Raw genomic sequence first — 21,597 nt, 5'->3', positions numbered from 1 at the left:
TTTATATCCCTCTCTAAATAACGCTTTATGCTCCACTCAGCATTGTTGTCAAAACAATCAATTATTCTTTTTCAGTGCCTTGCATTAATTGTTCAAAGCGCTTCATTTTGGGGTCTACTTTAGGCGTATAGTCGAATGGATTTTTTTCTTTGCCAAACTCTACTTTTGAATTCAATTGAATCCCTATTTTCGAACTAGCTGTAGCTAATGGGTCGTTAATAATATTTTCTCGTTTACCATCAGCATGTGGTGTTGCTTCTACATGTTGATTTTCACTTTTGCGCGGCATGCCAATCAGCTCCTTTGAAGTTAATATGACTTCAAAGCATATGCTTTATGCGTACAAGCGATTTTTCAAATACTATTAGAAAGACACGGCTTCTTATGTTGCTTATTCATTTTTCCGCCAATTTTTTGGATTTAAATATTTTTTATATTTTGTAATCACTTCTTTGCCAACAAATATAGCGCCAATCCAGAAAAAAACCTCTGCTAAGACAACGGCTCCTGTGACAGCAGCAGCTTTCATACCAAGTGAAAATGGCAAAAACGGTATTACAACAAGTGAAATCCAAAGTAAGCAGGCAATAATAATAAATACCCATCCTACCTTATACAAAACTTTATTTTTCAATGCAAATCCTCCTGAATCTAATTTAGCAACGTTCACTAAATTAGATTGTACAACATAACTTTTTAGAGAAGTAAAAATTTCTTTTTCTTACTCATTATTTGCTTTTTGTTCTTAAAATTCGGGGATACCTACATCAAAGGATACTTTTTAACGTTGTTTAAAAAATTCGAAATCATTTAGGAATATAACGATTCTCCACTTGAACTAAGGACATTTCGTTCAATGAATAAAGAAAACGAATTCCACGTTAGGAATCCGTTTTTTGATTAGATTGCTATATATCGTTTGATCGTTTTACGTTTATAAAACCGTGTTTTTCGTATCCTGCCATACAGGCGGTCTTTTTTCCAAAAAGGCTCTAATCCCCTCTTGGGCATCAGGGTGTTTGCTGTTAAGCGCAATCACTTCTGTCGCATAATTAAGTGCTTGGAAATCTTCCATATTAATTTGTTGGTAAAATTGTCGTTTACCTAACTCAATAATATTTAAGCTTTGTTTTGTGACTTGCTTTGCCAATTTCTCTGTTTCTTCATCTAAAAGTTCAGCAGGTACAACTTTATTCACTAAGCCATACTGTAACCCTTCCTCTGCAGACATAAAGTTCCCAGTGAATAATAACTCTACCGCCTTTTTTCGTCCAATATTTCTACTTAAAAATACGGCGGGTGTACTGCAAAACAAACCGCTATTAATGCCCGGCGTCGCAAATTTCGCCTCATCACTGGCAATCGCCATATCACTCGCTGCAACTAATTGTGCTCCCGCTGCAACAGCCGCTTTTCGTACTTTTGAAATGACAAGTTGCGGAATGTCTCTCATTGTCCGCATTAAAATCTGACATGTTTGGAATAATTGTAACACTTCATTTTCCGTTTTAGACTCGATTTCTCTTAAACTATGTCCTGCACAAAATACTTTTTCTGACCCTTCTATGACAACTACCTTAACTTCTCTTTCAGCACCAATTTTCTTTAATAGTGCATCTAATTCCTGCAGTAGTTGCATTGTTAATGTATTAAATTCCATTGGATTTTCTAACGTCACATAAGCAATATCCTCTGTTTGTCTAAAAGATAAAAATTCCATATCCCCACTCCTTATCAATTCTATCATTATAATGTATATTTTGAATGTTCAGTCAATAAAGGTCAAGAAAAAATATCCATTTTTATATGATTTAACTAGAATAATAGAGTCACTTGATTGGAATACAAATTTCACAAATATGATTATTAACAAGTTCCACTGTATATCGCTCCAGGATAGGTCTTGTTTCATCTAATGTAAATCCTTGGTTTTCTAATTGTAGAAATACTTCACCCCAAGCCTTTTGAACAGCTTCTACCGTATGAGTTACTTTAAAAATAGCGTACCTTCCTCCACGAATGTTACCCAATTTTACCCCATCAGCGTTTACACGATAATCATCAGGAACGACTAAACACGCATCGTATCGACAATTTTCTGGCGCTACAAATGCTGGATTGTCTTGGGCAATGCCGAGGAGAATAGATTGATCAGTAAATAAGTGATTAGCTTTCACCCAACATTTAAATTTCTCCATGAGTTGTACATTTGTCGTGCCGTAGGGACCCGTCTGTCTCATGTACGCAATTGTACAAGACGGTATGTTTTCAATTTTAGCATCCATATTTTTTCCCTTTCATTTAATAGTACATCGATGTCTGAAATCATCATATAGTCCTTTAAAATGAAAAACAACTTAATTTTTAAAATAGTCAAACTGCCATGTAATGTTACTTTTATTTCTTATGTATAGGTGTAGTTGAATGTTCCAGCATAACGATTGACTTTAAAAATTAGCCTACATTTCGGCTAAAAAATTTAGACTGAATACAGCAAGGGTTTGTTCGTACTGAGGGTTTTGACCGGATGCAGCAACTTTTTGCTCGGATACGTAGCTTTTTGACCGGATAGCTACTGCTTTTGCTCGGATACGGCAAGGTTTTACTCGTACCGGATTGTTTTGACCGCATGCAGCAACTTTTTGCTCGGATACAGCTGCTTTTTGACCGTTCAATGTTGACAGTTTTAAGATGATTTATCTAGTTGCCTATTTGAATCTCCATATTTTCCAGCACACTATTAACCTACACATCTGCCTGTAAAACTTAAGAAATCTACATGAGGTATTTGACGAAGAAAAACCCCAATACACACTTTTTAAAGTGTATATTGAGGTTTAGTACACAATGAATTTTAAGCAAAGTTCAAGAAGTAGCCTTCCTTAAAAGGAATAAAATCCACTATTACTACTGTTTATTTTTATTTTCATTACGATTGAGATTGAAGTCCACTTCCTGAGCGAACTCTTCTCTGTTTGCACGCTCTCTGTTGGCATTTTGATTTTGATTTTGTTGTTTTTTGTTATCTTGCGTTTTATTGTTTTTGTGTTTATTACTACCCATTTTCCTCTCACCTCCACCATTAGTGTGAGTGATAGGTGAGATTTTATCCGTATATATTACAATCAGTAAAATTTACCTAACTAAAAAAGTACGTTATGTTTAACTTTTTTTATTAGTTGCAATGAATTCCTTCGTTAATATAGTACACAAATCTAAAATCGTGCACACAAGAAATGCCCACCAAATCCGATTGGTGGGCATTTGCTTATGAAATCATCATTTACAGTATGCTTAGGCTTGTTTCCTTTATATCTGTAATAAGCATATGGCCTGGTGCATGCGTAATCATAATAGCAGGTTTACTTTCCATTGCAACGGCTTGAGGAGTTACGCCACAAGCCCAAAATACAGGAACTTCCCCTGGCTTAATGGACACGGCATCACCGAAATCTGGTTTTGAAATGTCTGAAATGCCGATTTGTTCTGGATTCCCAATATGAATTGGTGCACCGTGTACATTTGGGAAACGTGAAGTAATTTGGATGGCACGAATAGCATCCTCTGGTGTCATCGGACGCATACTAACAACAGTTGGGCCTTCAAATATACCAGCCTTTTCACATGGGATATTCGTTTTATACATAGGTACATTACAATTTTCTTGAATATGTCGAATGGGAATACCTGCTTCAAGAAGCGGTGTTTCAAATGTAAAGCTACAGCCTATTAAAAATCCGACCATATCGTCTTCCCAATAATCTGTAATATCTACTACTTCCTCTGTAAAAATACCATCACGATAAATGCGATATTTTGGAATGTCCTTGCGAATATCTGCATTTTTTGCAATTTTTGCAGGTATAAATGATCCCGGTTCTGTCACGTCTAATAACGGACATGGCTTTGGATTTCGCTGACAAAATAGTAGAAAATCAAAGGCATGTTCCTTCTTTAAAATAACTAAATTAGCTTGTGTAAACCCAATGGACATACCCGAAGTTGGCTCACATATTTCTTGATTGCGAATTAGTTGGCGAATTTCATTTGGCTCTAAAGTGCTAAATACAGTCATCATTATTCACTCCTTGTAAATGAACCATCCATGATAAAGTGACTCATGGATGGTTGCTAGATTAACTAGAAAATTTTTGGAATTTGTTCAATTAGTGTGATAATACTTAAATACCCCATCAGAACAACTACAATTGCTCCTGTTACAGTTAGCCAAATCGGATGCTTATACGTACCAACAATTGCTTTTTTATGTGCTGCAATTAAAATCACACTTAGTGCTAATGGTAAAATAAGTGCATTTAATGCCCCTACTAAAATTAACACATTCACTGGCTTTCCAACGAAAGCAAAAGTCGCTGTTGAAATGACGATAAATGCGATAATCACCCAATTATGATATTTCTCAATTTTCGGGTGGAATGAACGAATAAATGAAACAGATGTATAAGCCGCGCCTACAACAGAAGTAATCGCTGCAGCCCACATAATCATACCAAACATACGATAACCAATATTACCTGCAGCCAGTTGGAAAACAGATGCCGGTGGATTATCTGGATCAATTGCTAAACCTTTTGACACAACCCCAAGAACCGCTAAAAATAACGCAATACGCATGATACCTGTAATTAAAATACCTGTCACAGAACTTTTTGTTACTTCTGGTAAAGATTCTTGTCCTTTAATACCCGCATCTAAAAGACGGTGACCACCAGCAAATGTAATGTATCCGCCCACTGATCCGCCAACTAATGTTACGATGGCAAACCAACTAATCTCTTTCGGCATAACCGTGCTCACAATTGCCTCTCCTACAGGCGGTGACGTATTAAAAGCAACATATAGCATAAGCAGAATCATGACGCCGCCGGCAAATTGCGCCACTTTGTCCATTGCCTTCCCTGCTTCTTTATAAATAAATATAAAAATCGCAAATAGTGCACTTACAACGGCTCCCATAATCGGATCCATGCCCATCATTGCATTTAGCCCTAGACCTGCTCCAGCAACGTTACCAATATTAAATGCTAAACCACCTATAACAATCATAATGGCAAGGATCACACCTAATCCAGGCAATACCTTATTGGCAATCTCTTGCCCACGCAAGCCAGATACAGCAATAATTCGCCAAACGTTCACCTGAGCGACAATATCTAAAATTAATGAAATTAAAATAACAAAACCAAAGCTAGCAGCTAATTGCTGTGTGAATACCGTTGTTTGCGTTAAAAACCCAGGCCCGATAGACGAGGTAGCCATTAAAAAAGCTGCGCCTAGTAACACACTTTTACTTGCTGTTTTCTTAACAAATTTACTTTTATTCTTTTGCTCGATTCCTTCTGTAATCGTTTCCATTTTATTTGCTCCCATTGGATTACCCCTCCTTAATAGCACGTATTGTGATTTGATTTTCCGTTAATGTTGTGTGAATGTATTTTGCAAATTCAACCGCATGCTCCCCATCGCCATGAATGCAAACCGTATGTGCCTGTATTGGAACGTCGATTTGCTGCTGTGACAGTACCATGCCTTCTTTCACCATTCTCACAACTTGATTTATAGCTTGTTCCGTATCCGTAATCAATGCATCTGGTTGTTTACGAGATGTTAAAGAGCCATCCTGCTGATAAGTACGATCTGCAAACACTTCATGCGCTGTTTGAAGCCCTATTTTTTCACCGGCTTTTGTTAATTCACTACCAGAGAGACCGAATAACACAAGTGAAGGTGAAATATCATAAATGGCTTGTGCGATAGCCTCCGCAATGGCTGGATTTTTAGCAGCCATATTATACAGTGCGCCATGTGGCTTCACATGCTGCATCGTTTCATTGTAGATAGTTAAAAAACCTTGCAATGCCCCAACTTGATAAATGACCATATCGTATGCTTCTTGAGCTGTAATATTCATCTCGCGTCTGCCAAAGCCATTTAAATCTGGTAATCCAGGGTGTGCCCCAATTTTTACACCATTCGCAATCGCTAGCTTAACAGTTTCTCGCATGACCGTTGGATCTCCACCATGAAAACCACAAGCAATATTTGCAGATGTTACATACTTTAAAATTTCCTCTTGCTCTCCTAGTCGATACCGACCAAAACTTTCCCCTAAGTCACAGTTTAAATCAACTCGAAACATCTTCTTCCCCACTTTCTTCCCACAAAAGTTCTAAATATGAATGCGTTTACAAATTTTAGTACCGCTATTCGGAACTTTAGTTTTGAAATTTAAAAAAATATTATCACACTTTTTTTTTGGAGAAAAGCATAATTTTTAAATTTTTTAGAAATAACACATTTTTTTTATTTTTATTAAAATTCAACTTGTTTTTGTTTGTCGTTAAAATATAATATTAATAATCCGTTATTTAAAACTTATATACCGAATTTTGAAACTATAGGAGATGGTTTTCATGCTAAATGTAAAAGAGCGTGTACAAATAAGACCTTTGAGCGATTCTGCACTTGTTATTCAAGTAGGTGAAGGGATCAATGAAGCGACTCACAATAAAGTTAAAAATATATTGAATTTATTAGAGAGAAATCCATTTGAAGGATTTATCGAGGCTGTGCCTGCCTATAATAGTGTGACAGTTTACTATAATCCGACTGATGTCTACTTTTCACATTTAGAAAAAGGAGTCAAAATGCCTTACGAAATTGTGAAAACAAACATTCTTTCGTTAATGAATCAAGCTCACGTCAGCGAAACAACAAAGGAACGTGTTGTAAAAATCCCTGTAGTATATGGTGGCGAGATGGGACCAGATTTAGAATTTGTAGCTAATTATCATGGCTTAACACCTGATGAAGTTATCAAAATTCATTCTTCTGTAGAATATCTTGTTTATATGATTGGCTTTGCTCCAGGTTTTCCTTTTATGGGCGGGATGGACAAACAAATTGCCACACCACGTAAAGAAACACCACGTTTAGCCATCGCGCCAGGATCTGTTGGCATTGCGGGAAATCAAACAGGAATTTATCCATTAGAAACGCCAGGTGGATGGCAAATTATCGGACGAACTCCTTGTCGTTTGTTTTTACCTGAACAATCGCCTCCAACACTATTACAACCAGGGGATCGAATTCAATTTGTCCCAATATCAATGGCACAATACAACAGCGATTGGGAGATGAAAACATGGCAATAAAAGTATTGCAACCAGGTATGCTGGCAACGATTCAAGACTTAGGCAGATACGGCCTACAGAAGTTTGGTGTAATCGTAGGAGGCGCAATGGATGCGATGTCTTTACGAATCGCAAATCTACTCGTTGAAAATTCGGAGGGAGAAGGTGCGCTGGAGGTAACACTTTACGGCACTACTCTATTATTTGAAAGTGATGAACTAATTGCTATTACAGGTGGCAATTTGCAACCTACAATCGATGGAAAAAATGCACCAATGTGGCGGCCACTTTTCATTCGAAAAGGATCTATTTTGAAATTCAATGCTGCGATTAGTGGTAGCCGCGCTTACGTATCGTTTAGCGGTGGCATTCAAGTACCCAACGTAATGGGCAGTAAAAGCACTTATATTCGTGCTGGCATTGGTGGTTTCCAAGGAAGAAAATTGCAAAAAAATGATGTGTTTGAATGCGGTAAACGAACAGCGTTAGGAGAGGAACTATTTAACCAATTATCAAAAGATTCAGCCTACCTGTCATGGTCAGTTGATTACACGCACTTCGTTACATTCGAAAAAACGCAAACCATCCGTATCATTCGAGGCTCTGAATACGAGCATTTCGACGAGGATCGTTTAAAAAAATTCTTTTCCACTCCTTACACGATTACAACCCATGCAGATCGAATGGGCTATCGATTGGAAGGAGAGACCATTTCATTAAAAGAGCAGTTTGAATTATTATCTGAAGGGGTGACCTTTGGAACGATTCAAGTCCCTTCTAGTGGACAACCGATTATTTTAATGGCAGATCGTCAAACAACGGGTGGATATCCGAAAATCGGACAAGTCATTTCTGCCGATTTACCATCATTAGCACAAATGCAAGCAAATGGGCGTATAAACTTTAAAGAAGTTACGCTGGAAGAAGCGCAATGGGCAGTCATTCATCGCGAAAAAAAATTAAAAGAACTAGCATTTGGCCTCCGCTTAAAAAGGAAATAGCTAGTGTACGTAAAAAGAGGCGCTCTCCTAACAAGAGACGCCTCCATTTTAAAACTGTTCGTATCCTAATTGTTTAGAAATCTCTGCCGTAGCCTTTTTCAGTTTCTCAACAAAAACCCCAACATTTTCTCCTTGATAATTGGTTTCTAGTCCTGCGATACTCATCGATGCAACAACTTCTCCTTTATGATCGTAAATTGGTGCTGCAATAGCGGACGTATAATTTTCCAATTCGGAATGGCTAATCGTATAGCCAACCTCTCTTGCTTGCGCAATTGTTTCATAAAGCTTTCCTTTATCCGTAATCGTCCCCATCGCAAATGATGTAAGTTCGATTGATTCAACGTATTCCTTGATTTCATCATCGGGTAAGAAGGATAATACCGCACGAGGACACGCCCCTGCATACAGAGGACTTTTTCGACCAATGGCTGTGTACAGTCGAACCTTTTGCTTCGTATCGACTTTCTCAATATACACCGCATCGTTACCATCACGAACAGTTAAATTAATCGCTTCTTTTACGTCATTATGTAACGCATTCATAATAGGTTCTGCAATTTTCCGAATATCTAGGCGCATGGAGACAAGATGTCCAAATTTAAGGAAGAGAATGCCTAACCGATACTTTGCATCAGTTCCCTTTTCTAAAAATTCCATTTCCTCCAACGATTTCAACATACGAAAAACAGAGGTTTTAGGAATTCCTGATAACTCAATGATTTCTTGAAATGACAGTTCAGTATGATCGATAAATAGATTTAATATATCCATGGAACGGACAACCGTTTTATTTTTATTTGTCAATTCAGGTTTCTCTTCCTTTCGTTACAAGCTTTAAGCTACTCATTGTGGATCTTTTTTTAATATTAATTTACACTTTCATAAGGGTTGTTTTATTCTCATTTTAAGTGCTTGTAGAAGTCCCTTGTATGTCTTTTCAATTTCTAATTATACCTAACTTCTTACTGTATTTGTATCCCTTGTAAGCGAGATTAAATTGGAAATAAAAAAGAGTAGAGAATGGTTGCATTGCTTCCATGTGCTCTACTCTTACTTGTGATTTTACTTCCTTTACCTTATTAACAAGCTAGTTAAAAAATACAGATATTCATTTTTTGTCCTACTCTCTGCCGTTTTTCTTTGAATAAAAAAAAGGAATCCTCTACAAAATAAATTTTTAAATCTATGAAACTTCTTTCTATTCTATTCGTATAATAATCATTCGGTTTAAATGGAGAGCACTTAAAAGGAGAAATGAAATTTTGGACCATTGAATGAAGAAATTACTTTTTGTTATTTATTTTATTACGATTGCGGATGCCTATTACTCAACCTTATTTGTTGAACCAAAAACACCTCCGCAATATCAAACTGCTCAAGTATCTGTTCAGTCTACAATGACACAAGCTCAGCTGCGGTAGCAAAAATAACAAAAAGAAACACATGAAAGAAAAGGCAGATGTAATTTATTCACATTTCCAAGTAACAACCTCTTTACCATTTGTAAAAGGCTATACATGTGAAAAACGATTATTTTTGAGGAATATTTGCAATCAATTGCTCTTACATAGCCATCTTCCAGATCCACTGGTTGATGGCTGTTTTATTTTAAATAAAATAAGGAAATATTCATGAACTCCATATGTAGATAATGTACATCATTAATCCATTTTTCACTTAATGAACAGATGGATTCCCAACTAAAGTAACAATTTTCTAAATATTTTTAAAATTTAGGTAAAATAAGTGGTTTTTACACCCTAACTGTTATATAATACATTATAATAAAATTAATTGTTATATATCAAAAAAGGGGGACTCAAAATGATTTCAGAAAAAGAACGTCAAAATATGGTTCAGTTTTTAATGATGTATTTCGGATCAGATCCAAATCATTTAAATCATTTGACTGATTGCATGTTAGAGAAAACTTACGAATTCGCCTACACTCGAACGTTAATGGAATGTGATTTCTAGAAAGCATTCTAACTAGCAATCTCAAACAAAAAAAAACGGGAGGGTGTCCCAAGTCATTTGTCATGACTTGGGACACCCTCCTTCAATATTTACACCGCAATCGGTGCTTTGATTGGCGGATGTGGATTGTAGCCTCCTAATGTAATATCCTCAGCTGTCATATCGAAAATTGACTTGTCCGCTAAATGTAGCTGTGGTAGCTCACGTGGATCCCGGCTTAATTGCTCATATACTTGGTCAAAGTGATTTTTGTAAATATGTGCATCTCCCAATGTATGCACAAACTCACCCACATCTAAACCACATTCTTTAGCAATTAAATGTGTAAGTAATGCATACGACGCGATATTAAACGGAACACCTAAGAAAACATCGCCACTACGTTGATACAGCTGACAAGAAAGCTTGCCGTCTGCTACGTAAAATTGGAAGAATGAATGACAAGGAGGCAGAGCCATCGAGTCTACTTCTGCTGGGTTCCATGCTGATACGATTAAACGGCGAGAATCAGGATTTTTCTTAATTTGCTCAATTACATTGGCAATTTGGTCAATCGATTCACCATTAGGAGCTGGCCAGCTACGCCATTGTTTACCATATACGGGACCTAAATCACCGTACTTTTGCGCAAAATCATCGTCTGCTAAAATTTTTTCATTAAAGATGTTCATTTGCTCATCGACTACTTTGGCAAATGCCTCATCTTTCGCCGCGCGTAATCCGAAATCTGTCATATCTGGTCCGTTATAATCATTAGATTTCACCCATTTATCAAACGCCCACTCGTTCCAAATATAGTTTTTATCTTGAATGAGTGTTCGCACATTTGTGTCCCCTTTTAAAAACCATAAAAGCTCCGTCTTAATTAACTTAAAATAAGTGCGTTTCGTTGTTAATAACGGAAACCCCTCTTGTAAATTAAAGCGCATTTGATAGCCAAAAATGCTCTTCGTTCCTGTTCCTGTTCGGTCTTCCTTTTCAAATCCATGCTGCAAAATGTGCTCACATAGCGCTAAATATTGTTGCATTGCTAGACTTCCCTTCGTACTCAGTTATCTTATCCATTATATATGTTAACAGTTTCCGTTGTATATTTTCAGATAGTTTTGAAGTTAAATCTTTCTTTTTCCGATGAAAACTTCAATGTTTTTTGTGTAATGGCTTATTTCAGCACCATCGTGTCACTATCTGCTTGCGCTACGAGTGAAAATTCATCCACTACCACCAATGTGCTATTTTCTGCTGAACAATATAGCATGATCTCGGTCGATGATTGAACAAGTAAAATGGGCGAACCGTCAAAAGTTTATGATAACACTCTTAGTCAGAAGGATAGTGATTAATAAATCCCTTCTAAACGTTAAAATTCTTCATTTGGTATTTCTATTCACATAAGCTATTGAATAGATCATTCTTTAGGCAACGTATAATTCTTATTTATCTAAAGAATATAATTCAATTGCTTCTTCTGCAGTAGTAGGTTTGTCGAACAAAATATATCGACTATAAACCTCCTTTAAATTTAGAGATTCACTTAAATCGTCCACTAATTCAAAAACATCTAAAATCTTTACTAGTTCTACAGTGTTGATTCCACCATCAGCATTTTCGTATGAATCTGGTTGAAAATGTTGATTTACTAAATCGCAAACCGCTTCCTTGCTCTTGCCATTTAACAGAAAAATTCTTTCTTCAAATATCTTCCCCTCGTTTTTTGAAGATGTTGCTGTTGATTCAAATAGTAATTTAACAGAGAAATATTTATCCAATAAAATCACCCCCTGTAAATAAACTATCACTCTAGCGATAACTTTACTAGCTATAGCATCTTGTTCAATTTTACTAAGGAATTCCTTGCCAATTGCTCCTTTTCTATTTTTAGAAATGGATTAATTTACAGTTTCAGTATTAAGGTATGAATCAACACAATCATCTAACTATGATCTAAATAGGCGCCACCAGCTCTATAAAGCACATCTCCATCAAAATAGGCTGAGAAGACGTGCTTTCTTATGTGGATATCCATTTTCCAACTGTAAATACAGCATCTCCCAAAGATAAATCTTCACTACATGTACATTTTATGCTCAAATGCATTACGTCCCTTTTCCTTTACACTGTATAATGCCGTATCCGCTTGCTCGATACAGCGTAAAATATCATTTGCTGTCGTAACTTTTTGCGTATGTGCCCCTATACTGACTGTTATCACACGATCAACCTTTGATGTTTTATGTTCAATTTGTAGCAAATGTATTGCCCGAATGATTTCTTCGCAAATTTCACGAACCTTATCCTCCTGTTGTTCAACAAATAACAGTGTAAATTCCTCTCCTCCCCACCGCGCAGCAAAAACATTATATTTCGTCGCAACTCCCTTCAATACATGACCAATTTTACGTAATACTTCATCCCCGCTAGTATGGCCATACGTATCGTTATAAAGTTTAAAATAATCAATATCTAAGACAATTGCTGATAGTAAACAAGGGGTATCTAATATTTGGGCTTCAAGCTGTTCCATATATTCATTAATCGCGCGGCGGTTATACAGATTTGTGAGTGGATCGAGCGAGGCTTGAAGAGCTAATTTTTTATTTACTTCGCTAAGTTCTTGTGATAATTTCCGTGTCACATCAATTTCACTTTTCAGTCTTGCTTGCATTTTGTTCATATGATGAAAGGAAAAATAAAAAGCGCGAGACAGTAAATACGTAATAGGAAATAATATCGCCAAATAGAGTATTTGCCCATAAAATTGTGGCGAGTTTCCTTGTATGACATATAACCCTGCTACTAATACAGCACTAGTAATTATAATTGTGGGAAGTATTTGTTTATTCGTTAATACAAAGTAAGAACAACAAATTAACATAATTAACGTATACATCATGAGCTGATTGTTGTCCGGCTGACTTGTCAGTGCTATCATGACCCCTAAACTTGTTAAGATCCCAATATATAACGCAATATATAAATCTAGTTTTCGGTAATTTTCTTCTGTTACATGTACCCGTTTTACTTGTATATAATAGTGACAAATCAGATTGAAGCCTAGTAACAATACATACCCCCATACATTACTCAGCACCTCATTAGATACTTGTTCTTTGGCGAAAATAACCATGACTGTTTCGACTAATAAAATGAATAATACAATGCCAGTCATTACTTTACTAACCAACGCTATTTTTCTGAAATTGTGTTGAATTTTTGCTTTGTGTATATAAAACGATAGAGAATCAGATATCATTTTATCACTCACCTCTGAATTCGAACTTATAAACGAAAAATTTTACACAGCATTAGTCTTTTTTACCTAAAATTATCCACTTTTCAACTTCCGTTTAAAAAGGTCTTTATACCTTATTTTATGTTACGGAAAAGGTTTTATTACTTAGTTCTTCTATTTATCGTTATTTTACAAAAGGGGGTGTCCAGAAAGTAAAAACTTTCTGGACACCCCTTCACTTCTTAATATTTATCCATTAAGAAATATTGCTCCTGCGGTGGTCACATCAAAATGTCACCATCCTCGTCGCAAAGGGGACGTCTCAAAATGTCTTTTCAGACGTCCCCTTTTATGCTTATTTAAATAACACGTACTTTTGTAGCGCTTAGCTCTACCAACATAAACATTACAATACAAGTGACGACAAATACTACCCATTTGGTCATATCTAACATTTCCACTGCAATCGTTCCTTGTGTAGGATCATGCAAATAAAATACATTTAACATACCATGTAAAATGGCTGCTGGTATAACTGAATTTCCTTTTTCTCTTATGTATGTAAGAATGATAGAGATCGTAAATAATAATAACAAATAGATGACAATGCCCATGAACTGATGAGTATAAGACTTATAAAAAAAGGCGATTGGTAAATGCCAAATGGACCATATGCTCGCTGTAATCAAAGCTGTTTTTATAAAACTATACTTTCGGCGTAAGTACTCATAGTAATTCCCGCGCCAAACAATTTCCTCTAAAAGCGCAGACAATGTACTAATCGTGATTCCAATGAGTAGTAAAGACATCAACTCACGATATGTCGTAAATAAAAAGTATTCCCCATATAGAAAATAAAAATATAGTTGCAAGCCTCCCCCCAAGAAAATCGGTAATAGGATAGCTAGCACTGTCGGATAAAATGTTGGCTTTTGAATTGCAAAGCTGTATTCTACCTTCCTTTTCTTTATGACGGCTTGATATAGTAAGACAACGAGTAAAGGAATCGCCATTGTGATCCCTATATAATTGCGTGCATCCTCTAGCTGTAATAACAAAATATGAACAATTATTGTGATTGCATAAATCCAAATCGTAGTAGTAAAAATGATTGAGTCCTTCATAGAAATACCCCCTTACCTACCAAAATATCTATCTACTGTTTATAAGTTATAAACCTTACGCACTATATTTTACATGAAATAACAAAAAACGACACTACTATTTTTAGTGTCGTCTCGTTTAATCTATTAATTGCTTATTAATTCCGCATTGGAAAGCGGCCAATATACGAATCTTACTTCCCCAATGACTGTATCCATCGGAACAAATCCCACAGCTGGTACTCGACTATCTACACTTACACGACGATTATCGCCTAATACAAACAAATGCCCTTCTGGTACAGTCGTCTCTTGTAAATAGTCCTCTAACATAAAATCTTCCGTCAATGTACCAGGATCCTTTAATTCCGCTTTATATTTATCTAAATACGGTTCATCGTATTTTTTACTATTCACATATAGCACATCGTCTATGTACTGAATGTGATCGCCAGGTAAACCGATTACTCGCTTCACATAGTTTTCCTCTTCTGTTGCTTTAAATACAATGACATCAAAGCGCTCGAAATGTGTTAGTTTAGGCGTGATTTTATCAACCGCCAACATTTCTCCATCTTCCAACGTTGGCATCATTGACGCACCTTGTACAACAATCGGTGTAAAAATAAAATACCGTACCCCTACAGCTAATACAAATGCGATGCCAATTGTTTTGACCCAATCCAGCCAATTATCTTGCTTTTCTTCCACGCTTAACTCCTCCCCAAATATACATACTTTCTTATTTAAACGAAAATTACGAATAAAAGTTGCATTTTTATTTTTTATCCAAATAAAGGGATATCCAAAATTCATTAACGCAACCAGTATTTTACATCTGATCCTACTTACCACAAACGATACAAAACAAAGACAGACGGTTTTTGATGTATTTGGTACACTATCAATATTGCTTTATATTAATCTATCAGGGGTGTATATATGAAAAAGAAATTACTTACCTTTTTAACCATTTTTGTCATCTTAATTGGTGTTGCATATTTTGCTGTTGGTAATTATTTTTATAATTATGCATTAAGCGCAACGGATGAAAAAGAGTTTATGGAAGACAATCCACATTTAGCGGATAGCACCGCCATTGATCCGATCCTTGAACAACAAGCATCTGATTTAGACGATCAATTCGAGGTAGAGTATCCGCCGTCCTCTTTATGGATTGAATCAAACGATGAATGGCAGTTGAAATTACATGCGGATCTGTATGAAAACGGGGACCAAAGTGACAAATGGGTCCTGATTGCACATGGTTATACGAGTCGAGCGGATAATATGACACGCTGGATTCGCTCATTTTACGAAAACGGCTATCATGTATTAGCCCCAGATTTGCGTGGACACGGTGATAGTGAAGGTGAATATATCGGCATGGGCTGGCATGATCGTTTAGATCTTCTGCAATGGATTGATGAAATACGTAACATCAATCCAGATGCTGAAATTGTATTATTCGGTGTTTCCATGGGGGCTGCAACAGTCATGATGGCCTCGGGTGAAGACCTCCCTTCAAATGTGAAAGTCATCGTGGAGGATTGCGGTTATAGTTCCGTGAGCGATGTGTTTATTTATCAACTCGATGACTTATTTGGTCTACCCGAATTTCCGGTCATGCATGCAGCAAATACCGTGGCGAATATCCGCGCTGGCTATGATATTTACGAAGCATCCGCCGTCAAACAAGTGGCCAAAAGCAAAACACCGATGCTCTTTATCCACGGTGACGGCGACACATTTGTACCATATAAAATGTTAGATGACGTCTACAATGCCGCACAAGTAGAAAAAGAAAAGCTCATTATTCCAAACGCTGCCCATGGTGATGCTGTAAAAGTAGACCCCGATACGTATTGGGAAACGGTTTGGCGCTTTGTCGGGAAATATATAGATTAATAGAAAAGGTGAATTGGTCATGTGGCCAATTCACCTTTTTCATTGTATTAATAAATGGGTTTTTTTAGTATACTGTTGACTTGCATTACGAGGGGGTAAGCACCAAGGTTAAAAGTCCAACAAGATAAGTCAAAAAATGAATTTTCATTCCATACCGTTGTATTTCTTCATTATAATTAAACTATCCATCTTTATTAAATCTAAAAGAGCCATTGTGTAAATGAAAAATAATTGTAAATTAGCCAAGCAAGGAGATGTCATTATGTACAAACTGATGCTTATTGAAGATGATTTCCAATTAAGCTCGACTATTAAAGAAAGTTTAGAACGCTACGGTTACAAGGTCGTGCTACCTCAAAACTTTTTAAATATTGAAGATGAATTTTTACGTATCAAACCAGACTTAGTGTTACTAGATATTAACCTTCCCTATTTTGATGGTTATTATTTATGTAGAAATATACGACAAAAATCAAACATCCCTATACTGATGATTTCTGCACGTAAAGAAGAGATTGAACAGATTAGAGCCATTGAACTTGGAGCAGACGATTATTTAACAAAGCCATTTACAGTACATATGTTATTAACTAAAGTAAAGGCAACGATTCGAAGAGTTTACGGTGAATACGCCACAAAAGAACAAAGTATCATCTCCGTTGATGAGCTCTGCCTTCATGTTGACACAATGGAAATATCCTATCGAGATAAACAAGTAAGTCTCAGCAAAAATGAATTTAAATTATTGAAAAAATTAATGCTCCATTCCAATTCGTTCGTCTCAAGAGAAGCTCTTATTGAAGAAGTTTGGGATGATATGACATTCATTGAAGATAATACATTAACGGTAAACATCGCAAAAATAAGGAGAGTGCTAGAAGATTTAGAGTCCAAAAATACGATTAAAAATAAAAGAGGTATCGGTTATATGCTGGAGTCTCCTTATACAGCGAGGACACATACATGAAGAAAGATATATTCATAAATTTTATTCAAGATCGTAAGCTCCTCATTATATTTTACATTTTCAATATGAGCTGCATTATTACTTTTTTTCATTTATCTGAACGTACAAATACAGAAATTACTTATCCGATTGCACTCAGTTTATTTTTATTAATCATTTATTTGATGATTGATTGGTCGAACTATTATCCATTCAATAAAGCAATAAAAAATCAATTAAATAACGAGCTATCAGAATTGAAGCCTCAAAGTACTGAACAAAAATTAATCTACAATCTATTAAATAAAAATAAAGCTGCGTCATCTAAACAATATCACCAATTGAAGGAACGAAATAATGAAAATCTTTATTTTTTATCACACTTTATGCACTATTTAAAAACACCCGTTGCTGTAATTGAACTACTTATTAGTAAAGAGCAAAACATGGAACTGTCTTCTAGTACCCTAGAAAAGATTGAATATGAAAATAAAAGAATTCATATGTCCATTGACCAAGCTTTAACGATGGTGAGAATGGAAAGTTTTGAAAACGATTTAGAAATTCGAGCAATCGATTTATTAAGTACGATTCGGAAAATAATCAATGAACGAAAAAAAGAATGTATTCATCACTCCATTTTTCCAATCATCGAATTCAACCAAGACAAAGCAATGATTGTGACAGATTTAAAATGGAATGAAGTTTTGTTAGATCAAATCATTTCCAATGCCATTAAATATTCAAGTTTAAAACAAGGCAATAAAAAGCTGATATTTAAAATCGAACAAATTGCCAACTATATTAGCCTTTCAATTATTGATGAGGGAATTGGGATTCCATCTTATGATATCGACAATGTTTTTCAACCTTTTTTTACAGGAGAAAACGGTAGAAAAACATATAATTCATCCGGAATTGGTTTGTATATATGCAAGAAAATCGCAGATAGACTTGGACATCGTATTTCGATACAATCAAAAATTTCTAACGGAACAACGGCAACCATTCAATGGAAAGCAACGAATGAAATATAGCTAATAACCTTACAAACATGTAAGCTTTTTTTAGTGTTTTCCATTTTTCACTTGCTCTCTCTCATTTAAAATGAAACTATACTAAACATTAAAATCCTTGAATGAAGGGAGAAAGCAATATGTTAGCAGTGAAAAACATCGTAAAAATATATGGAGACTCAGATGGAGAAAACGCCACAATCGCTTTAAACGGTATTAGCTTTTCCGTTAATAAAGGCGAGTTTATAGCTATCATGGGACCCTCTGGTAGTGGAAAAACGACACTTTTAAATTTACTCAGTGGTATCGATACACCTACTTCCGGCGAAGTTAGCATTAATGGAGACGAAATAAGTACGATGAACGGAGATGAACTTGCTTTATTTCGTAGACAACAAATAGGCTTTGTCTTCCAAGAGTTTAACCTACTCGAAAGTTTAACCGTAAAAGAAAATATATTATTACCAATGATTTTAGAAAAAAAGTCAGGCGAAGAAATGGAAGCAAAGGTGAATAGCTTAACTAAACTATTTGAAATCGACTCCATTTTAAATAAATATCCATATAACATCTCAGGTGGACAAGGTCAGAGAACCGCTGTTAGTAGGGCACTAGTAAATGAGCCCAGTGTGATTTTCGCAGATGAACCTACTGGAAATTTAGATTCCAAAACATCCGCTATCATTATGGAGTGTTTCGAAAAAATAGTGAAGGAATTACATACAACCGTCTTACTCGTTACACATGACGTATTTGCTGCAAGCTATTGTCAAAAAGTTCTCTTTATTAAAGATGGTCTCCTTCATTCTTACATCGTGAAAAAAGGGACTCAAAAAGAGTTTTTCAATCAGATTATAGATAATTTAGCTGTTGTGGGAGGGAAAACCCATGACATTTAAAGAAATCATTTGGAAAATGGCGAAAGCCAACTATCAAAAATATGTATTATATTTCTTATGCAATAGCTTTGCTGTCATGTTCTTATTTATGTTTTCTACGGTGTATTTTAATGAACAAGTTGTACAAGTGAAAGACTTGCAATCGCTCAAATATGTATTAGCTGTTCCAGGAGTTGCCTTGATTGTTTTTACTATTTTCTTCATTCAATATGCCCATAACATTTTCATTAAAAGAAGAAAGAGCGAATTTGGTTTATTTATGACTATTGGCATGTCAAATCGAGACATCGGAAAGTTGCTGCACATGGAAAGCTTCATTATCTCCATTAGCTCCGTCATTGCAGGCATTATAGGCGGTGTTGTATTTTCTAGATTATTTTTCCTATTGCTCATGAATACAATCGGCTTAAATGAAGTCCCTTACCAATTATCATTAAAAATGTTTCTCTATCCTATCATCACTTTTTTGCTTATGTATTGGTTTGCAGTTGAAAAATCCCATTATTTCATTATCAAGGATAATAACCTTCAAAATTTGAATAGTGATCGAGTCGCAGAAAGCATTAAAACAAAAAACCCCCTATTTGGTATCAGTGGCATTATTCTTGTCGTTGGTTCCATTATTGGATTATATACAACTTATGGTGAAAGATCATCCTATGATAATCTTTTATACATATGGGCATTCGTTACCTTTCTTGGCTTATATTTATGTATCTCTCATTTTACAAGCTTTTTGATTGAGTTATTGAAAAAGAACGAACCCATTTACTATCGCTTTATTTTACTTTTAACGACAATTGAATATAAGCTCCAGCGCTTAACAGCTATTATGACGCTTGTTACTGTAATGATTACTGTAACCATCTTATACGGCACCATTATTTTATTTCTTTCAAAATATAATGAGCAACAAGTAATAGAGCTGAACCCATTTGACATTGCATTCATGGAGACTGATCACAAAAATCATCTTCCTTTTAACGAATTACGTCTCATTTTAAATGATGAAAATAACCCAATCGTACAACACCTTACTCTTCCTATCTATGAATATTATGAAAAAAAAGATGATGGTTGGAGTAATGTTTACAAGCTCATGTCTGTCGAAAGTTTTAATCAATTAACATCACGTCAATTTACACTGACAGAACATGAATTTATTTATTTTTTAAATGAAATGGAAGAATATGCAGGCGATATTACAGCGTATCAAGAGCTTTTAATACCTACAGAAAGCGGAGAGACGACCCTCACTCAAAAAGATATGGTAGTCGAAAGACGAATGAACTCTGTTGGAAATACAGGTGATTTTATTGTCGTTCATGAAACAATGATGAATGCTTTAAAGAAGAACATCGAAGGCTATCATTCGAACATTCATTTAATTAATGTAGCAGATTGGAAAAAATCAATGGATATCGTATATAAGCTTGAAAGAGCATTTGAAAAATATAATGCACAAACTCCCCCGCTTACAGACATTCGTATAGAAAACACGTCGGAGGAAGCATTGTTCCAAATCGCTTCAAAAATTGAGGGCTATGAACGGTATAAAACGGAAAACGGGATATTATTCTTTGTTACGACATTTTTAAGTATTATTTTCTTTTTAGGTTCATTTATTTTATTATATTTAAATCTTTTTTCAGATATTGAAAAAGACAAAGTCAAATACAAAAAGCTTTATCGAATTGGCATGACGACAAAAGAAGTAAAAAGAATGATCTCAATGGAAATTAGGACACTATTCTTCATTCCAACATTCGTAGGAACAATTATTGCTTTTCTTTATATGATCTCGATGGGAAGAGATGTTGGCGGCGTTCTTAAAAACCCTGAAATCTTAGGCTATTTTCTAATCATTGCAACTATATATCACCTAATCCAATTCGGTTTCTTCTTATATTCCAAAAAGAAAATGTTAGATCAGTTGGTGCAAAATGATAGTACTTTGTAATTGAAATGGGGTACATTTGTGGAATTTTAAAATAAAAATAGCCCTCCACAGTATGAATGTGGGGGCTTAACTTTTAAGCTGTTTCTTTCTTTCGGTGTAAAATCTCGATGGCATCATAACCATACTGTGCTTTTATCTCCTTTAGAATAGCTTCATCTGTCATTGGGATTACATCATTTTTATTAAAAAATAATGCAGCATTTCCCTCAACTTCATACTGATCTACGCGAAATATGAACTCAACTAATACGATACATTTGTCATGCACATTTCCACCCCTTTTCTATTTCTATACAAATAGTTCTATATAGTTACTCCGATTCCTTCTAAATACCCAAATTTTTCGATTGGTATATAAAGGACTTTATGGAGAGATTTTATTTAGACAAAAGGACTGC

At 35.4% G+C, this 21,597-nt stretch carries 24 protein-coding genes; 8 read left to right on the top strand and 16 right to left on the bottom strand.

Features of this window, described 5'->3' with window-relative positions; all coding sequences use genetic code 11:
* Window positions 1-61: 61 nt before the first annotated feature.
* The 9 genes from AC3II9_RS14830 to pxpA all read right to left on the bottom strand — a co-directional run bounded on the left by AC3II9_RS14830 (window position 62) and on the right by pxpA (window position 6,160).
* A complete protein-coding gene (locus AC3II9_RS14830; RefSeq protein WP_489156641.1) occupies window positions 62-289 on the bottom strand; it encodes a hypothetical protein in 228 nt (75 codons plus the stop codon).
* 102 nt (window positions 290-391) lie between these two features.
* The gene (locus AC3II9_RS14825) at window positions 392-634 is read right to left on the bottom strand and encodes a transporter suffix domain-containing protein (RefSeq protein ID WP_391369995.1); all 243 of its coding nucleotides are present in this window, start codon (window positions 632-634) and stop codon (window positions 392-394) included.
* A gap of 300 nt (window positions 635-934) precedes the next feature.
* A complete protein-coding gene (locus AC3II9_RS14820) occupies window positions 935-1,720 on the bottom strand; it encodes an enoyl-CoA hydratase-related protein (RefSeq protein WP_489156640.1) in 786 nt (261 codons plus the stop codon).
* A 109-nt stretch (window positions 1,721-1,829) separates the two neighbouring features.
* Complete coding sequence (locus AC3II9_RS14815) at window positions 1,830-2,285, bottom strand: AraC family transcriptional regulator (protein WP_489156638.1); 456 nt, start codon at window positions 2,283-2,285, stop codon at window positions 1,830-1,832.
* Between the two features lie 174 nt (window positions 2,286-2,459).
* A complete protein-coding gene (locus AC3II9_RS14810; protein WP_489156636.1) occupies window positions 2,460-2,675 on the bottom strand; it encodes a hypothetical protein in 216 nt (71 codons plus the stop codon).
* Window positions 2,676-2,907: 232 nt separating this feature from the next.
* A complete protein-coding gene (locus AC3II9_RS14805; RefSeq protein ID WP_489156634.1) occupies window positions 2,908-3,063 on the bottom strand; it encodes a hypothetical protein in 156 nt (51 codons plus the stop codon).
* 220 nt (window positions 3,064-3,283) lie between these two features.
* A complete protein-coding gene (locus AC3II9_RS14800) occupies window positions 3,284-4,075 on the bottom strand; it encodes a putative hydro-lyase (protein WP_489156632.1) in 792 nt (263 codons plus the stop codon).
* A gap of 65 nt (window positions 4,076-4,140) precedes the next feature.
* Window positions 4,141-5,376 carry an NRAMP family divalent metal transporter gene (locus AC3II9_RS14795; protein WP_489156684.1) on the bottom strand — a complete coding sequence of 412 codons (1,236 nt, stop codon included), beginning with the start codon at window positions 5,374-5,376 and terminating at the stop codon, window positions 4,141-4,143.
* A gap of 19 nt (window positions 5,377-5,395) precedes the next feature.
* Window positions 5,396-6,160 (bottom strand): 5-oxoprolinase subunit PxpA, encoded by a 765-nt coding sequence (pxpA, locus tag AC3II9_RS14790; RefSeq protein WP_489156630.1) that lies wholly within the window; start codon window positions 6,158-6,160, stop codon window positions 5,396-5,398.
* A 274-nt stretch (window positions 6,161-6,434) separates the two neighbouring features.
* Here pxpA and pxpB point away from each other — a divergent pair, with 274 nt between their 5' ends.
* A complete protein-coding gene (pxpB, locus tag AC3II9_RS14785) occupies window positions 6,435-7,175 on the top strand; it encodes a 5-oxoprolinase subunit PxpB (protein ID WP_489156628.1) in 741 nt (246 codons plus the stop codon).
* The gene (locus tag AC3II9_RS14780; protein WP_489156626.1) at window positions 7,166-8,155 is read left to right on the top strand and encodes a 5-oxoprolinase subunit C family protein; all 990 of its coding nucleotides are present in this window, start codon (window positions 7,166-7,168) and stop codon (window positions 8,153-8,155) included. Before pxpB ends, AC3II9_RS14780 begins: the two co-directional genes overlap by 10 nt.
* Before the next feature lie 48 nt (window positions 8,156-8,203).
* Here the strand turns inward: AC3II9_RS14780 and AC3II9_RS14775 are convergent, their stop codons facing one another.
* A complete protein-coding gene (locus AC3II9_RS14775; protein WP_489156624.1) occupies window positions 8,204-8,962 on the bottom strand; it encodes an IclR family transcriptional regulator in 759 nt (252 codons plus the stop codon).
* Between the two features lie 1,020 nt (window positions 8,963-9,982).
* Between AC3II9_RS14775 and AC3II9_RS14770 the strand changes: the two genes are divergently transcribed.
* On the top strand, window positions 9,983-10,135 hold the full coding sequence (locus AC3II9_RS14770) for a BH0509 family protein (RefSeq protein ID WP_489156622.1): 153 nt from the start codon (window positions 9,983-9,985) through the stop codon (window positions 10,133-10,135).
* Window positions 10,136-10,224: 89 nt separating this feature from the next.
* Here the strand turns inward: AC3II9_RS14770 and AC3II9_RS14765 are convergent, their stop codons facing one another.
* From AC3II9_RS14765 to lepB, 5 genes are all read right to left on the bottom strand, one after another.
* Complete coding sequence (locus AC3II9_RS14765; RefSeq protein ID WP_489156620.1) at window positions 10,225-11,163, bottom strand: thymidylate synthase; 939 nt, start codon at window positions 11,161-11,163, stop codon at window positions 10,225-10,227.
* A 405-nt stretch (window positions 11,164-11,568) separates the two neighbouring features.
* Window positions 11,569-11,913 carry a DUF4288 domain-containing protein gene (locus AC3II9_RS14760; protein ID WP_489156682.1) on the bottom strand — a complete coding sequence of 115 codons (345 nt, stop codon included), beginning with the start codon at window positions 11,911-11,913 and terminating at the stop codon, window positions 11,569-11,571.
* A 290-nt stretch (window positions 11,914-12,203) separates the two neighbouring features.
* Window positions 12,204-13,388, bottom strand: coding sequence for a GGDEF domain-containing protein (locus AC3II9_RS14755; protein ID WP_489156618.1), 1,185 nt, complete (start codon window positions 13,386-13,388; stop codon window positions 12,204-12,206).
* A gap of 338 nt (window positions 13,389-13,726) precedes the next feature.
* On the bottom strand, window positions 13,727-14,491 hold the full coding sequence (locus tag AC3II9_RS14750) for a CPBP family intramembrane glutamic endopeptidase (protein WP_489156616.1): 765 nt from the start codon (window positions 14,489-14,491) through the stop codon (window positions 13,727-13,729).
* Window positions 14,492-14,617: 126 nt separating this feature from the next.
* Entirely contained in the window at window positions 14,618-15,181 is a 564-nt protein-coding gene (gene lepB, locus AC3II9_RS14745; protein ID WP_489156615.1) for a signal peptidase I, read from the bottom strand.
* A 231-nt stretch (window positions 15,182-15,412) separates the two neighbouring features.
* On the opposite strand from lepB, the gene AC3II9_RS14740 reads away from it, so the two are divergent.
* The 5 genes from AC3II9_RS14740 to AC3II9_RS14720 all read left to right on the top strand — a co-directional run bounded on the left by AC3II9_RS14740 (window position 15,413) and on the right by AC3II9_RS14720 (window position 21,199).
* On the top strand, window positions 15,413-16,378 hold the full coding sequence (locus tag AC3II9_RS14740; RefSeq protein ID WP_489156613.1) for an alpha/beta hydrolase: 966 nt from the start codon (window positions 15,413-15,415) through the stop codon (window positions 16,376-16,378).
* 220 nt (window positions 16,379-16,598) lie between these two features.
* Window positions 16,599-17,345, top strand: coding sequence for a response regulator transcription factor (locus AC3II9_RS14735; protein WP_489156611.1), 747 nt, complete (start codon window positions 16,599-16,601; stop codon window positions 17,343-17,345).
* Entirely contained in the window at window positions 17,342-18,361 is a 1,020-nt protein-coding gene (locus AC3II9_RS14730) for a sensor histidine kinase (protein WP_489156609.1), read from the top strand. Before AC3II9_RS14735 ends, AC3II9_RS14730 begins: the two co-directional genes overlap by 4 nt.
* A 119-nt stretch (window positions 18,362-18,480) precedes the next feature.
* Entirely contained in the window at window positions 18,481-19,239 is a 759-nt protein-coding gene (locus tag AC3II9_RS14725; protein ID WP_489156607.1) for an ABC transporter ATP-binding protein, read from the top strand.
* On the top strand, window positions 19,229-21,199 hold the full coding sequence (locus tag AC3II9_RS14720) for an FtsX-like permease family protein (RefSeq protein ID WP_489156605.1): 1,971 nt from the start codon (window positions 19,229-19,231) through the stop codon (window positions 21,197-21,199). Before AC3II9_RS14725 ends, AC3II9_RS14720 begins: the two co-directional genes overlap by 11 nt.
* 73 nt (window positions 21,200-21,272) lie before the next feature.
* Here the strand turns inward: AC3II9_RS14720 and AC3II9_RS14715 are convergent, their stop codons facing one another.
* Window positions 21,273-21,467, bottom strand: coding sequence for a hypothetical protein (locus AC3II9_RS14715; RefSeq protein WP_391370048.1), 195 nt, complete (start codon window positions 21,465-21,467; stop codon window positions 21,273-21,275).
* Between the last annotated feature and the right edge of the window lie 130 nt (window positions 21,468-21,597).

The sequence above is a fragment of the Lysinibacillus sp. RU7 genome (genome assembly GCF_057837305.1).
Note: the sequence above shows the minus strand (reverse complement) of the source record. Positions and strands in the feature narration are given on the sequence as shown.

Excerpts from the sequence above, each read along its gene's own strand:
- AC3II9_RS14725 (WP_489156607.1), top strand. The coding sequence starts at position 18,481 with ATGTTAGCAGTGAAAAACATCGTAAAAATATATGGAGACTCAGATGGA.
- AC3II9_RS14770 (WP_489156622.1), top strand. The coding sequence starts at position 9,983 with ATGATTTCAGAAAAAGAACGTCAAAATATGGTTCAGTTTTTAATGATG.
- AC3II9_RS14720 (WP_489156605.1), top strand. The coding sequence starts at position 19,229 with ATGACATTTAAAGAAATCATTTGGAAAATGGCGAAAGCCAACTATCAA.
- AC3II9_RS14780 (WP_489156626.1), top strand. The coding sequence starts at position 7,166 with ATGGCAATAAAAGTATTGCAACCAGGTATGCTGGCAACGATTCAAGAC.
- AC3II9_RS14730 (WP_489156609.1), top strand. The coding sequence starts at position 17,342 with ATGAAGAAAGATATATTCATAAATTTTATTCAAGATCGTAAGCTCCTC.
- AC3II9_RS14805 (WP_489156634.1), bottom strand. The coding sequence starts at position 3,063 with ATGGGTAGTAATAAACACAAAAACAATAAAACGCAAGATAACAAAAAA.
- AC3II9_RS14800 (WP_489156632.1), bottom strand. The coding sequence starts at position 4,075 with ATGACTGTATTTAGCACTTTAGAGCCAAATGAAATTCGCCAACTAATT.
- AC3II9_RS14740 (WP_489156613.1), top strand. The coding sequence starts at position 15,413 with ATGAAAAAGAAATTACTTACCTTTTTAACCATTTTTGTCATCTTAATT.
- AC3II9_RS14820 (WP_489156640.1), bottom strand. The coding sequence starts at position 1,720 with ATGGAATTTTTATCTTTTAGACAAACAGAGGATATTGCTTATGTGACG.
- AC3II9_RS14830 (WP_489156641.1), bottom strand. The coding sequence starts at position 289 with ATGCCGCGCAAAAGTGAAAATCAACATGTAGAAGCAACACCACATGCT.
- AC3II9_RS14735 (WP_489156611.1), top strand. The coding sequence starts at position 16,599 with ATGAAAAATAATTGTAAATTAGCCAAGCAAGGAGATGTCATTATGTAC.
- AC3II9_RS14750 (WP_489156616.1), bottom strand. The coding sequence starts at position 14,491 with ATGAAGGACTCAATCATTTTTACTACTACGATTTGGATTTATGCAATC.
- AC3II9_RS14755 (WP_489156618.1), bottom strand. The coding sequence starts at position 13,388 with ATGATATCTGATTCTCTATCGTTTTATATACACAAAGCAAAAATTCAA.
- AC3II9_RS14795 (WP_489156684.1), bottom strand. The coding sequence starts at position 5,376 with ATGGAAACGATTACAGAAGGAATCGAGCAAAAGAATAAAAGTAAATTT.
- AC3II9_RS14815 (WP_489156638.1), bottom strand. The coding sequence starts at position 2,285 with ATGGATGCTAAAATTGAAAACATACCGTCTTGTACAATTGCGTACATG.
- pxpA (WP_489156630.1), bottom strand. The coding sequence starts at position 6,160 with ATGTTTCGAGTTGATTTAAACTGTGACTTAGGGGAAAGTTTTGGTCGG.
- pxpB (WP_489156628.1), top strand. The coding sequence starts at position 6,435 with ATGCTAAATGTAAAAGAGCGTGTACAAATAAGACCTTTGAGCGATTCT.
- AC3II9_RS14765 (WP_489156620.1), bottom strand. The coding sequence starts at position 11,163 with ATGCAACAATATTTAGCGCTATGTGAGCACATTTTGCAGCATGGATTT.